This is a genomic window from Enterobacter sp. 22452, from assembly GCF_052045065.1.
Lineage (GTDB): Bacteria > Pseudomonadota > Gammaproteobacteria > Enterobacterales > Enterobacteriaceae > Enterobacter > Enterobacter mori.
In genome coordinates this window covers 376,029-389,018 of record NZ_JBQEOB010000001.1, presented here as the reverse complement: position 1 = coordinate 389,018, position 12,990 = coordinate 376,029, and the positions used below count along the sequence as shown (strand labels likewise).

Annotated in this window: 15 protein-coding genes; 8 read left to right on the top strand and 7 right to left on the bottom strand. The window is 59.5% G+C overall.

The annotated features are described in order from the left end of the window. The first annotated feature begins 84 nt into the window (after positions 1–84). From ACTJJA_RS01875 to ACTJJA_RS01865, 3 genes are read left to right on the top strand one after another with little or no spacing between them, the layout of a single operon-like run. Complete coding sequence (locus ACTJJA_RS01875) at positions 85–699, top strand: methylthioribulose 1-phosphate dehydratase (RefSeq protein ID WP_440665895.1); 615 nt, start codon at positions 85–87, stop codon at positions 697–699. Then, positions 696–1,385 carry an acireductone synthase gene (gene mtnC, locus ACTJJA_RS01870; protein ID WP_440665894.1) on the top strand — a complete coding sequence of 230 codons (690 nt, stop codon included), beginning with the start codon at positions 696–698 and terminating at the stop codon, positions 1,383–1,385. The genes ACTJJA_RS01875 and mtnC overlap by 4 nt, the downstream gene beginning before the upstream one ends. Then, positions 1,382–1,924, top strand: coding sequence for a 1,2-dihydroxy-3-keto-5-methylthiopentene dioxygenase (locus ACTJJA_RS01865; protein WP_023293046.1), 543 nt, complete (start codon positions 1,382–1,384; stop codon positions 1,922–1,924). Before mtnC ends, ACTJJA_RS01865 begins: the two co-directional genes overlap by 4 nt. Before the next feature lie 53 nt (positions 1,925–1,977). On the opposite strand, the gene ACTJJA_RS01860 is transcribed toward ACTJJA_RS01865, so the two are convergent. Together ACTJJA_RS01860 and mtnA are read right to left on the bottom strand one after the other, a co-directional pair. Next, a complete protein-coding gene (locus ACTJJA_RS01860; RefSeq protein WP_440665891.1) occupies positions 1,978–2,448 on the bottom strand; it encodes an SRPBCC family protein in 471 nt (156 codons plus the stop codon). A gap of 42 nt (positions 2,449–2,490) precedes the next feature. Then, a complete protein-coding gene (mtnA, locus tag ACTJJA_RS01855; RefSeq protein WP_440665889.1) occupies positions 2,491–3,507 on the bottom strand; it encodes an S-methyl-5-thioribose-1-phosphate isomerase in 1,017 nt (338 codons plus the stop codon). A 104-nt stretch (positions 3,508–3,611) separates the two neighbouring features. Between mtnA and mtnK the strand changes: the two genes are divergently transcribed. Beyond that, a complete protein-coding gene (gene mtnK, locus ACTJJA_RS01850; protein WP_440665888.1) occupies positions 3,612–4,811 on the top strand; it encodes an S-methyl-5-thioribose kinase in 1,200 nt (399 codons plus the stop codon). Between the two features lie 100 nt (positions 4,812–4,911). Here mtnK and ACTJJA_RS01845 read toward each other — a convergent pair whose 3' ends face one another. From ACTJJA_RS01845 to ACTJJA_RS01830, 4 genes are all read right to left on the bottom strand, one after another. Next, positions 4,912–6,153 (bottom strand): LVIVD repeat-containing protein, encoded by a 1,242-nt coding sequence (locus ACTJJA_RS01845; protein WP_440665886.1) that lies wholly within the window; start codon positions 6,151–6,153, stop codon positions 4,912–4,914. Positions 6,154–6,236: 83 nt separating this feature from the next. Next, a complete protein-coding gene (locus ACTJJA_RS01840) occupies positions 6,237–7,301 on the bottom strand; it encodes a sugar ABC transporter substrate-binding protein (protein ID WP_440665884.1) in 1,065 nt (354 codons plus the stop codon). Positions 7,302–7,320: 19 nt separating this feature from the next. Continuing rightward, a complete protein-coding gene (locus ACTJJA_RS01835) occupies positions 7,321–8,316 on the bottom strand; it encodes an ABC transporter permease (RefSeq protein ID WP_039024441.1) in 996 nt (331 codons plus the stop codon). Further along, on the bottom strand, positions 8,313–9,815 hold the full coding sequence (locus ACTJJA_RS01830; RefSeq protein WP_010428464.1) for a sugar ABC transporter ATP-binding protein: 1,503 nt from the start codon (positions 9,813–9,815) through the stop codon (positions 8,313–8,315). The genes ACTJJA_RS01835 and ACTJJA_RS01830 overlap by 4 nt, the downstream gene beginning before the upstream one ends. Positions 9,816–9,974: 159 nt before the next feature. Here ACTJJA_RS01830 and ACTJJA_RS01825 point away from each other — a divergent pair, with 159 nt between their 5' ends. The 4 genes from ACTJJA_RS01825 (at position 9,975) to ACTJJA_RS01810 (ending at position 12,729) form a co-directional block, all read left to right on the top strand. Next, positions 9,975–11,063, top strand: a complete 1,089-nt coding sequence (locus ACTJJA_RS01825; protein ID WP_440665881.1) for an oxidoreductase — start codon at positions 9,975–9,977, stop codon at positions 11,061–11,063. 57 nt (positions 11,064–11,120) lie between these two features. Then, a complete protein-coding gene (locus ACTJJA_RS01820) occupies positions 11,121–11,864 on the top strand; it encodes an SDR family NAD(P)-dependent oxidoreductase (protein ID WP_421511784.1) in 744 nt (247 codons plus the stop codon). Between the two features lie 183 nt (positions 11,865–12,047). Then, positions 12,048–12,353 (top strand): type II toxin-antitoxin system RelE family toxin, encoded by a 306-nt coding sequence (locus ACTJJA_RS01815; protein ID WP_440665879.1) that lies wholly within the window; start codon positions 12,048–12,050, stop codon positions 12,351–12,353. After that, complete coding sequence (locus tag ACTJJA_RS01810) at positions 12,325–12,729, top strand: helix-turn-helix domain-containing protein (protein WP_440665877.1); 405 nt, start codon at positions 12,325–12,327, stop codon at positions 12,727–12,729. Before ACTJJA_RS01815 ends, ACTJJA_RS01810 begins: the two co-directional genes overlap by 29 nt. Here ACTJJA_RS01810 and ACTJJA_RS01805 read toward each other — a convergent pair. Continuing rightward, positions 12,726–12,923 carry a YbdD/YjiX family protein gene (locus tag ACTJJA_RS01805; protein ID WP_006809671.1) on the bottom strand — a complete coding sequence of 66 codons (198 nt, stop codon included), beginning with the start codon at positions 12,921–12,923 and terminating at the stop codon, positions 12,726–12,728. The genes ACTJJA_RS01810 and ACTJJA_RS01805 overlap by 4 nt on opposite strands. Positions 12,924–12,990 lie beyond the last annotated feature (67 nt).

The window sequence follows — 12,990 nt, the reverse complement described above, 5'->3', positions numbered from 1 at the left end:
TATAACACGATGTTAGTCTTTGGCAATCAAGACGCTTAGACGTCTAAACCATATGAATATTCCTGGCCGCGAGGGTAAAAGGAAATGACGGACAACCTGCAACTCACACATTTGGTCGACGCATGCCGCTGGATTGGTGCCAAAGGCTGGGCTCCCGCCACCGGCGGCAACATGTCGGTGCGTCAGGACGAACGCCTCTGCTGGCTCAGCGAATCAGGTAAAGACAAAGGCAGCCTGACGACGGAAGATTTTCTACAGGTTGAAATCGCCACCAACCGCGCGCCGTCTGGTCGTAAGCCATCAGCCGAAACGGGGCTGCATACCCTTATCTATCGTCTGTTCCCGGAGGCCAACGCCGTCCTGCACGTGCACACGGTCAACGCCACGGTGCTGTCACGTCTGGTAAAAGAGGCTGAACTGAACATCAGCGGCTTCGAGATGCAAAAATCGCTCAGCGGACAGACCACGCATCTGGATACGGTTTCCATCCCGGTATTTGATAACGACCAGGACATCGATGCCCTCGCCTCGCGCATCGCCCATTACGCGCAGGAACGCCCGCTTAATTATGGTTTTCTTCTGCGCGGTCATGGCTTAACCTGCTGGGGACGCGACGTGGCCGAAGCCCGCCGTCATCTGGAAGGACTGGAATTCCTGTTTGAATGTGAAATGCGTTTACGACAACTGGAGAGAGTATGATTCGCGCAATTGTGACGGATATTGAAGGCACCACCAGCGATATCCGTTTTGTCCATGATGTTTTGTTCCCCTATGCGCGTGAGCGGCTGGCGGCCTTCGTCACCACGCAGCAGTACGCCGAGCCGGTCACATCCATTCTGGACAACCTGCGCGATGAAATCGGCAGCCCGCACGCCAGCGTCAGCGAGCTTATCGACGCCCTGTTTGCCTTTATGGACGAAGACCGCAAATCCACGGCGCTCAAAGCCCTGCAGGGGATCATCTGGCACGACGGCTACGTTAACGGCGACTTTACCGGCCACCTCTACCCGGACGTACTGCCTGCGCTGGAAAAATGGAAAGCGCAAGGCATTGATATCTATGTTTATTCCTCGGGCTCCGTCGCCGCGCAGAAACTGTTATTTGGCTACAGCGACGAAGGTGATATTACTCATCTGTTCAGCGGCTATTTTGATACCCACATCGGCGCCAAGCGCGAAGTGCAGTCGTATCAAAACATTGCGGCACAAACGGGCATCGCCCCGTCGCAGATCCTGTTCCTGTCCGATATCCATCAGGAGCTGGACGCGGCTGAACAGGCAGGTTTTCGCACCCTGCAGCTGATTCGCGGCGATGATGACGGCGCAAGCCATCACCATCAGGTCCACCAGTTTGACGAGATTAATCCGGAGCAGATCCCTTCATGAGCGCATTGACCATTTATTCCGATAAAGACGCCAGCCAACACCAGTGGCACAGCACCGACGCCGCCGAGATCGCCCAGCAGCTCAACGCTAAAGGGGTGCGGTTTGAACGTTGGGCGGCTGACCGTGATTTAGGCCACGATCCTGCGCCCGAAGCCGTGATCGAAGCCTATCAGCATGCGATCGATAAGCTGGTGGCGGAAAAAGGGTACCAGAGCTGGGACGTGATCAGCCTGCGCGCCGACAACCCGCAGAAAGACGCGCTGCGCGCAAAATTCCTGAACGAGCATACCCACGGCGAAGATGAAGTGCGCTTTTTTGTAGAAGGCGCGGGATTGTTTTGCCTGCACATTGGCGATGAGGTGTATCAGGTGCTGTGCGAGAAAAACGACCTGATCTCCGTGCCCGCGGGCACGCCGCACTGGTTCGATATGGGTTCAGAGCCGAACTTTACGGCGATTCGTATTTTCGATAACCCGGAAGGCTGGGTGGCCCAGTTTACGGGCGATGCGATCGCGGATGCGTATCCAAGGCTGGCATGATCTTTTCTCCCTCTCCCCGTGGGAGAGGGCCGGGGTGAGGGCATCCGCGCGCGTTACACCTTCAACCCCTTCACATACCCCACCAGCTGATCCAGCACAATGCCCCACCCTTCGTGGAAACCCATCTGCTCGTGCTGCTCGCGGATGTCCTTCGTCGGGTGACGTGCAATCGCCGTGTAGCGGGTTTTGCCCTCGCCTACGTCTTCCAGCAGCAAGATCGCTGTCATAAACGGTTTCTCGGCCGGTTTCCAGCCTTCGGTATAACCGTCGGTAAAGACCAGCTTTTTACCGGGATCGATTTCCAGGAAGACACCGCGGTTATCCATACGCTGACCGTCCACCTCAAACACGGTATTGAACCGCCCGCCCACGCGGAGATCGAGGTCGCACTCGGTCACCTTATGGGGAGCAGGAATGAAGAAGTTTTTGATATGTTCCGGCGTGGTCCAGCACAGCCACAGCAGGTCGCGCGGGGCATCCACCACGCGCTCCAGTTTTAAGTCAGTTTCAGGATCGAGCGTCACGATATTGTCCTCTTAAGGGAACCCCTTAAAGGATAGCCGGACTCAGGCGAATTTCCCTTCCGCCACCTCTTGCGGCGTGACCACGCCCGTATCCAGTACCCAGCCGCTAATTAGCGAGGCAGGCGTAACGTCAAAGGCCGGGTTATAGACCCGTGCGTTCTCCGGTGCCCACTGCACCGCACCAAAGCTTCCCGCCACGCCCGTCACTTCGCTGGCCGCACGCTGCTCGATGGGGATCGCGTCTCCATTCGGGCAGTCCGGGTCCAGCGTGGTATGCGGCGCGGCAACGTAGAACGGAATGCCGTGGAATTTCGCCAGCACCGCCAGGGAATAGGTGCCGATCTTATTCGCCACGTCGCCGTTGGCGGCAATACGGTCTGCACCCACCCACACGGCGTCTACTTCCCCTTTCGCCATCAGGCTGGCGGCCATTGAATCGGTGATGAGCTGATACGGCACGCCCAGTTCGCCGAGTTCCCATGCGGTCAATCTACCGCCCTGCAGCAGAGGACGGGTTTCATCCACCCAGACGTTGCTGACGTTTCCTTCCTTATGCGCACGAGCAATAACGCCCAGCGCGGTGCCGACGCCCGCCGTTGCCAGCCCGCCGGTGTTGCAGTGGGTCAGCAGGCGGCTACCGGGTTTCACCAGCGCGCTACCGGCTGCCGCAATCGCGTCGCATAGCCGTTTGTCTTCGTCAATCAGACGCAGCGCTTCCGCAGTCAGCGCCGGAACGAAATCTTCCTGCCACAGCGCCAGCTTCATGCGGTCGAGGTTGTTCATCAGGTTCACGGCCGTCGGGCGAGAGGCGCGCAGGGTGTCCAGCGCCAAGGCCAGCTCGTCGCGGCTTTTACCGCTTTCCGCCAGCAGCGCCAGCAGCAGGCTTGCAGAGAGACCAATCAGCGGCGCGCCGCGCACCCGCAGGGCGTGAATATGCCCCACCAGCGCCTCTACGGTCGAGGCATCCAGCCAGCGTTTCTCCTGCGGAAGGGCCTGCTGGTCGAGAATAAAGAGCTGATTATCCGCCACCCGCAGGCTGGTCGTCTGTATTGTCTGCATGTCGTTAATTCCCTGTTGCGTTGTTGTATCACATTGTGTCAGGATGAAATCCAGATGTATAGACGTCTACATGTCTTTATTAGCAAACCCGTGAGGAACAGGCCATGTCGCAATACCGTACCTTTACCGCCCAGGACGCCGTGGAGTATGCCAGGCAGTTTGGCGGCCTTGATGACCCATCATCGCTGGTGGAGGCGCAGGAGGTAGGCGACGGCAACCTCAATCTGGTGTTCAAAATTTTCGACAGCGCGGGCGTGAGCCGCATCATCGTCAAGCAGGCGCTGCCCTACGTGCGCTGCGTCGGGGAGTCCTGGCCGCTGACGCTGGACCGCGCCCGTCTTGAGGCGCAAACGCTGGTCGAACACTACCGGCACAGCCCGCAGCACACCGTGAAAATCCACCACTATGACCCGGAACTGGCGGTGATGGTGATGGAAGACCTCTCCAGCCATCGCATCTGGCGCGGCGAGCTTATCAACAACATTTACTACCCGCAGGCGGCGCGGCAGCTGGGCGAATACCTCGCTCACGCGCTGTTCCACACCAGCGATTTCTACCTGCACCCGCACGAGAAAAAAGCGCAGGTGGCAAAATTCATTAATCCGGAGATGTGCGAGATCACCGAAGATCTGTTCTTTAACGATCCGTACCAGATCCACGAGCGCAACAGCTACCCGGCCGAGCTGGAAAACGATGTTGCCGCCCTGCGCGACGACGCCCAGCTGAAGATTGCCGTGGCCTCCCTGAAGCACCGTTTCTTTTCTCAGGCTGAAGCCCTGCTGCACGGCGATATTCACAGCGGGTCGATCTTTGTGGCCGACGGCAGCCTGAAGGCCATCGATGCCGAGTTCGGCTATTTCGGGCCGATTGGCTTTGACGTGGGCACCGCCATCGGCAACCTGTTGCTCAATTTCTGCGGTCTGCCGGGGCATCTGGGCATTCGCGATGCCGCTGCCGCACGCGAGCAGCGCCTGACCGATATTCAGGAACTCTGGAATACCTTCGCAGAACGCTTCCAGGCGCTGGCAAACGAAAAAACGCGCGATACGGCGCTGAGCGCACCGGGCTACGCCTCCGCGTTTCTGAAAAAGGTCTGGCATGATGCTATCGGCTTCTGCGGCACCGAGCTGATTCGCCGAAGCGTGGGGCTTTCTCACGTGGCGGATATCGACACCATTCAGGACGACGCCATGCGCCACGAATGCCTGCGCCACGCGATTACGCTCGGCAAGGCGCTGATTGTCATTGCCGACCGAATCGACAGCGCGGAAGAGCTGGTCGCGCGGGTGCGTCAGTACAGCTGAGTGCTTTTGCCGGGTGGCGGCTTCGCCTTACCCGGCCTACGCTCCTGATTTTCTCCCTCTCCCTGTGGGAGAGGGCCGGGGTGAGGGCATCAAACCGCACTCACCCCAAATATTCAATCACCGACAACCCACCGTTATAATCCGTGCTGTAAATAATCCCCTGCGCATCCACAAACACGTCGCACGACTGGATCACCTGCGGGCGATTCGGCCGCGTGTCCATCATTCTCTCCGGCGCGGCGGGCACCAGCGCCCCCGTTTCCACCGGGCGATACGGATTGGAAATGTCATACGCGCGCACACCTGCATTCTGGTACGTGGCAAAAATCAGCGTTGAGCTGACGAAGCTTCCCGGCCGGTTCTCGTGCAGGTTGTGCGGCCCGAAATGCGCCCCTTTCGCCACGTAGTCGGTTTCATCCGGCTGCGGGAAGGTCGAGATGCTGACCGGGTTCGACGGCTCGCGGATATCAAACAGCCAGATCAGCTTTTCGCCGTCTTCCTGGTTATCGAGCACCGCCTCGTCAAGCACCACCAGCAGGGAGCGGTCCGGCAGCGGCAGCGCGGTGTGCGTCCCACCGCCAAACGGCGGGCTCCAGTTACGATGGCTAATCAGCGTCGGCTGCGTACGGTCTTTCACGTCCAGCAGCGTCAGCCCGCCGTCGCGCCAGCTCCCGTAGGCGGTATCCCCGGCGATAATCGCATGATGCAGCGCGAAGCGTTTCCCTTCCGGCCAGTTCGGTTTCTCCCCTTCCGCCTGGTTCATCCCCGGCAGCCACCAGCGCCCCGCCACTTCAGGCTTACGCGGGTCCGCAAGATCGATGGTGAGGAAGATATAATCGGTAAAACCGTCGATCAGCGCCGAGACGTACGCCCAGCGGCCACCGACGTACCAGATGCGGTGAATGCCAATGCCGCTCAGCGACAGAAAGCCGATTTCGCGCGGCCTGTCCGGCGTGGAGATATCAAACACCCGCAAGCCCGCGCTCCAGCCTTTGTCCTGCACGTCGCTGACGGTTTCGCCCACCTGGCGGGTGTAGTAGACCTTTTCATCGGCAAAACGCGCATCGGCAAACAGGTCCCGGGCGTTGATGACCAGCAACAGGTCGTCATGCGCCTGCAGGTGCACGTTCCAGGTGCCGGGCGGCGCGGGCACGTAGCCCGCCGCTTTCGGATTCTTCGGGTCTCGCACGTCGACAATCGAAAAGCCCTGCGACACCATATGGCCGATATAAGCAAAACCGCGGTGCACCATCAGCTGCACGCCGTCAGGGCGACCGCCCTGGTCGCTATGGCCAATCAGCCGCATATTGCGGCTGTATTCGGGTTGAGGTAATGCAGACATATTTGAGTCCTTTCGCCGGGTGGCGGCTGCGCCTTATCCGGCCTACAACACCGTAGGCCCGGTAAGCGCAGCGCCACCGGGCATTATTTTGACCTGGCTTCCAGCGTCGCAAACCACGGCGCGATAAAATCTTCCGTCTGGCCCCAGCCCGGAATGATTTTCCCCAGAGACGCCACGTTCACCGCACCCGGCTGGGCGGTCAGCAGCGCCTGTGGAATAGCTGCCGCTTTGAAATCGTAGGTCGCTGGCGTCGCTTCCCCGGCAATCTTGTTCGCCACCAGACGCACGTTCGTCGCGCCAATCAGCTTCGGATCCACCGCCACGCTCACCTTCCACGAACTGCCCGGTTCGCGCATCAGCTGCAGATCCTGGTTGGAGATATCGATGCTGTAGAGCTTGATCTCGGTGCGGCCGTTCTCTTTCAGCGCCTTATACGCGCCCTGGCTGAAGGCGTCCCATGTGCCCCAGATGGCGTCGATTTTGCCTTTCGGGTATTTCGCCAGGATCGCACCCAACTTGTTGGCGGTGTCACCCTGCACGTCAGATGAGACGGCACCGATAGACTCCAGCTCTTTGATGTCCGGATACTGCTTTTGCAGCGCTTTGTACGCCGCCTGACGACGCTCCATCGGCGGGAAGCCTGCCACCCACAGCTTGACGATATTGGCCTTGCCGTTGAAATCTTTCGCCAGCTGGCCGAAGGAGAGGTTGGTCAGGGAGGCATCGTCCTGCTGGGTCACGGTCACGCCCGGGATCTCACCGTTCACGGCGGTATCAAACACCGAGACTTTGATCCCGGCATCCACCGCTTTCTTCACCAGCGCGGTGGAGTACGGATCGCGCCCCTGAGACAGGATAATCCCGTCATATTTCTGGCTGATCGCCTGGTTCACGAAGTCCTGGAATTTGGCATCGTCCCCGTTGCTTAAAAAGGTGCTGACCTTAAAGCCGAGCTTTTTCCCTTCCTGAATTGCCCCGGCAATAAACTGCGTGGTGTTGTCGTCTGAGCCAAGGTTACGGATCACCGCGATGCGGATCGGGCCGTCATGGTTGGCAATGGCAGCCGGAAGCGGCGCGGGCGTAGCCGCGAAGCCTGGCAGAGCCGTGAGCAACCCAAGTGCCACCAAAGAGAGTGCAATCTTTTTCATTTTTTATCCCGTTGTGTTGTCAGCGTTTTTGTATGTAAGTAATCGCCAGTGCCACCGCAAGCACCAGCCCTTTTATAATGTCCATGGCGTAGTACGGCACGGAGAGCATCACCAGTCCGTTTGAAAGCACGCCGAGGATCACCGCCCCGACCAGCGTGCCCAGCGCGTTAGGCTTGCCGGATCCGGCCAGCGAGAAGCCGATCCACGCCGCCGCCACCGCGTCCATCAGGTATCCGCCGCCAGCATTCACCTGCGACGAACCGATGCGCGAAGCCAGCAAAATCCCGCCCAATCCCGCCAGCAGCGAGGCGATCACGTAGGCCGCCACCTTATAGCGCGTAGTGCGAATGCCGGAGAGACGCGCGGCTTCGGGGTTGCCGCCGATGGCGTACATCCGGCGTCCGTGAGTGGTCAAAGACAACCCCAGCTGCGCCAGCACGGTCACCACCAGCATGACGATCACAATGGTCGGCACCTGCCCCAGCAGGCTAAACGCTGCCGGAATGGTGCCTTCCGCCATGTCGCCGCTCGGCAGCACCATGTTTTCGGTAATCGACCCGCCGTAGCTGTAGGTCATCGCCACACCCTGAATCACAAACAGGCTGGCAAGGGTCGCGAGCATGTCCGGAATACGCAGGATGACGATCAGAAAAGCGTTAAACAGCCCCACCAGCGTGCAGAGCGCGAGGGTGATCAGAATCGACTCGGTAGTGCCGAATCCGTGCCAGACGAAAAGGGAGATCACCAGCGCGTTCGCCAGCGAGGCGGTGGATCCCACAGAGAGATCGAACCCGCCGATGGTCAGTGAAATCGACACGCCAATGGCAATCACCGTCACGATGGCAATCGAGCGCAGAATATTGATGATGTTGTTCGGATCGAGGAAGCTGTCTGACGCCAGGCCAAAGACGGCCACCAGCGCGACGACGGTTAACAGCATGCCCCACTTGTAGAGAAAATCGAAAATCTGCTGACGGCCAGACGCCGCCGCGTTCACTGAAAGGGCCTTGCTCACGACGCCGTTCCTCCGGTTGAATAATAAAGTAGTGTCTCTTCTCGGGCCTCGGCCCCGGCGATTTCCGCCACGATGCGCCCGTCCCACAGCACGCAGATGCGGTCGCATAGCCCGACCAGCTCGGCAAACTCGCCCGAGGCGTAAATCACCCCTTTACCCTCGCGCGCCAGGCCGTCGATCAGCTGGAACAGATCGGTTTTAGCCTTCACGTCCACGCCTTTGGTCGGCTCGTCAAATATCAGCACGCTGGCGTCATTGCGCAGCCATTTACCAATGGCGACCTTCTGCTGGTTACCCCCGGACAGACGGCGCAGCACCTGCCCCGGCCCGCGGGCGCGCACGCCGACGCGGGCAATCACCTCTTCCGCCCAGCGCCACGCCTGACGATGGCCAAACAGGCTCCAGCGCGAAAAGCTGTTATCGGCGCACACGGCAAGGTTCATGCTCACCGGCTCGTCGATAAAAATGCCCTCTTTGCGCCGCTCCTCCGGCACCAGCGCCAGCCCGCGCAGCACGGAGTCAGCCGGGTCGCGCGGCTGCCAGGATTGATGATTCAACTCGCCGTTTGCCACGCGGCTTTTGCTGGCACCAAACAGCGCCTTGCAGAGTTCGGTTTTCCCTGCGCCCGCCAGCCCGGCGATGCCGAGGATTTCGCCTTTGCGCAGGTGCAGGGAGATATCTTTCAGCAGCGCATCGTCGTGCAGTCCTTCCACCCGCAGCAGCGTTTCGTTGCCGTGCGGCGGTCGTGCGGGCGGATAGATATCGCTCAGCACGTGTCCGAGCATCTTCTCGACAATCTCTTCGCCGCTGAGGTCCGCCATCGGTCCGGACTCGATCAGCTTGCCGTCGCGGAGCACCGTCAGGGTGTCGCAGATGGCCTTCAGTTCGTGAATGCGATGGGAGATAAACACCACGCCGATGCCCTGCTGCTTTAAACGTCTCACCACCGCAAACAGGCGCTCGCTCTCGTGCGCATCCAGCGGCGCGGTGGGTTCATCAAGAATCAAAAAACGGCAGTGGTGGGACAAGGCGCGTGCCAGCAAAATCTGCTGCTTTTCGGCCAGCGAACAGCTGTCGATGGAACGGCGTACGTCCAGAGAGACATCCAGCTGCGCCAGCGCCTGTCTCGCCTGCTGGCGGGTCGCGCGCCAGTTGAAGCGATGACCCGGCTGCGCCAGCTGGTCGAGCATGATGTTCTCGGCGATGCTCAACCCCGGGATCAGCGCTACGTCCACCTCCTGCTGCACGAGGTGGATCCCCAGCCGTTTGGCATCAAGCGGTTCGCGGATCGTCACCGGCTGGTTGTTAATGCTGATCTCACCCTCATAGTGGTTGTGCGTGCCGCACAGCACCGCCATCAGGGTCGATTTCCCCGCACCGTTGGCACCGGTTAGCGCATGTACGGATCCGCCGGTTAAGGTGAAATTCACGCGCGACAGCGCCTGAAAGCCGGAAAAGGCCAGGCTGATACCGCGCATCTCAAGGCGACTGGAAACCATCCGCGTAAATCCTTCATTACTCTTCTGATTTATCGAATTTTTCACAGCTTCGGTTGACTGACAACGACGGAAAAGGCATAACTTAAAGCGAAATATTATTAGCCATCCGGATGTCCAGACATAACATCGGGTTAGCGCTTGCTAAAAAAGGACAACACCATGAGCAACACCGATATCCGCGTCGTGCCTGGCCCGGCGAACTATTTCTCCCATTCCGGAAGCCTTGCGCAGCTGGATAACTTCTTTACCCCGGAACAGCTTTCCCGCGCGGTGTGGATCTACGGCGAGCGCGCTATCGAAGGCGCGCGCCCTTTCCTGCCGGAGAGCTTTAACGCGCCGGGGGCGAAACGCCTGCTGTTTAAAGGCCACTGCAGCGAGCGCGACGTCACCCACCTGGTGAATGAATCCGGCAGCGACGCCAGCGTGGTGATTGGCGTCGGCGGCGGCGCGGTGATGGATACCGTCAAGGCCGTGGCGCGTCGTTTAGGCATTCCGTTCGTGGGCATCCCCACCATTGCCGCTACCTGCGCGGCGTGGACCCCGCTTTCCGTCTGGTACAACGATGCCGGTCAGGCGCTGCATTTTGAGATCTTCGACGACGCCAACTTCCTGGTGCTGGTGGAGCCGCAGATCGTCCTTAACGCCCCGGCGGAATATCTGCTGGCAGGCATCGGCGATACGCTGGCGAAGTGGTACGAAGCGGTGGTGTTGGCACCTGAGCCGGAGAACCTGCCGCTGACCGTGCGGCTCGGCATCAACGGCGCGCTGGCGATCCGCGACGTGCTGCTGACGCGCAGCGAAGAGGCGCTGGCCGACCAGCAGCGCGGCGAACAAACCCAGGCGTTCCGGGACGTGGTGGATGCGATTATCGCCGGTGGCGGGATGGTCGGCGGCCTGGGCGAACGCTATACCCGCGTGGCGGCGGCGCATGCGGTGCACAACGGCCTAACCGTGCTGCCGCAGACGGAAAAATACCTCCACGGCACCAAGGTGGCCTACGGCATTCTGGTGCAGAGCGCCCTGCTCGGCCAGGACGACGTGCTGGCGCAGCTGGTGACGGCGTACCGGCGTTTTAACCTGCCGACCACGCTTCGCGAGCTGGACGTCGACATCAATAACCGGGAAGCGCTGGATAAGGTCATTGCCCACACCCTGCGCCCGGTGGAGTCGATTCACTATCTGCCGGTTGCGCTAACGCCTGACGTTCTGCGCGCCGCGTTTGAGAAAGTGGAATCCTTCAGCCGTTAACCGCCCCGACCGTCTATACCTAATGATGATTCTTTCTACTCTTGCAACGAGGTCATCATGCAGATCGATTTAACAGGTAAAAAGGCGCTGGTTACCGGCGCCAGCCGCGGGTTGGGTCGGGCTATCGCGCTGTCGCTGGCACGCGCCGGTGCCGACGTGGTTATTACGTATGAAAAATCGGCCGATAAAGCCCAGGCGGTTGCCGATGAAATAAAGGCGCTTGGGCGGCACGGTGAAGCGGTGCAGGCGGACAGCGCCAGCGCGCAGGCGATTCAGGATGCCGTCACCCATGCGGCGCGTTCCCTCGGCGGGCTGGACATTCTGGTCAACAACGCGGGTATCGCGCGCGGCGGCCCGCTGGAGTCCATGACGCTGGCGGACATCGACGCCCTTATCAACGTCAACATCCGCGGCGTGGTGATCGCCATTCAGGAAGCGCTGGTGCATATGTCCGACGGCGGGCGCATCATTAACATTGGCAGCTGTCTGGCAAACCGCGTGGCGCAGCCGGGTATCGCCGTCTACTCGATGACCAAATCGGCCCTCAACTCCCTCACCCGCGGGCTGGCCCGTGATTTAGGGCCGCGCGGCATTACCGTTAACCTGGTGCACCCCGGCCCCACCAACAGCGATATGAACCCGGAAGACGGGGAACAGGCGGAAGCCCAGCGCCAGATGATTGCTGTCGGTCACTATGGCCAGCCGGAGGACATCGCGGCGGCGGTCACCTTCCTCGCCAGCCCGGCAGCCGGGCAGATCTCCGGTACCGGTCTGGACGTAGACGGCGGTTTGAACGCCTGATCGCAGATTTTCTGTAAGCCTCTGTCGCCTGGCAGAGGCGTTTTCGAGCCGCTTCGACGGTTTGCGTTTTGCCTCTTACCTGCGCTTTTTCTCCGCTCTACAGTCCCCCATAAGAAATTCGGAATTTATCTAATAGTCTTATTATTTCCTTATATTTTATGTGGGCGTACAGTGGAGGTACGGATGAAGATTGTCTGGTCCAATGGTGCAAAAAAGGCGTTTTCAAAGATTGACGAACGGTATCAGCGACGCATTGAGGTAAAGCTTACTGAGCTGGATGACCGTTCAACTCCCCGGCCCGATATCAAAAAAATATCGGCGACAGAAGATCATTTCCGGCTACGCGTTGGCGATTACCGCATCATCTATACACTTCGGGACGATCCCGATAACCATTGTTATGTTTTGGCCGTCAAGCGCAGAACTTCAACGACTTACCTGCATGAGGAGAGTGCCACCTATGGCTGTACAGCTAATCAAGGACGATAACGGGAAAACGCAGTACGCCGTTATTCCCTATCACGAATATTTTCGTATGCTCTTACAGATGTCAGAAATTGACGACGAAACCGATGACGATCTGGAAGATATTGAGGTCGAACACGATAGTCTGGATGACGTGGAATTGCCCGGAGAAGTGTGCAGCATTATGACCTGGCAGAACGTCAGCCTGCAGGCCGCATGGCGCATCCTGCGCGGCATGTCACAACAGGAAGTGGCGGAGAAACTCGGCATCAGCCAGTCCGCCGTGTCACAGCTGGAAGCGCTGGACTCCCGTCCGCAAAAGCGCACCCGCGAAAAGCTCGCGGCAATCTACGGCTGCAGGCAGGAACAGATCAGCCTCTATTTACCGAAAGAGGGTTAACAGCACTTCGCCCCGCCCTTGCCGCCGTAGCGGGCATCCTGGCGGTCGCGGAAAAATTCTTCGTAGGTCATGGGCGTCTGGTCCGGATGATTGACGCGCATATGCTCGACGTAGTTGTCGTAGTCCGGCACGCCAATCATCATTTTGGCGGCCTGGCCCAGGTACTTACCTGCTTTGGAAAGGGTGTCGAACATAGGTCATTTCTCGTTTGTTTCCCCCTCACCCTAACCCTCTCCCCAAAGGGGTGAGGGAACTTACAAC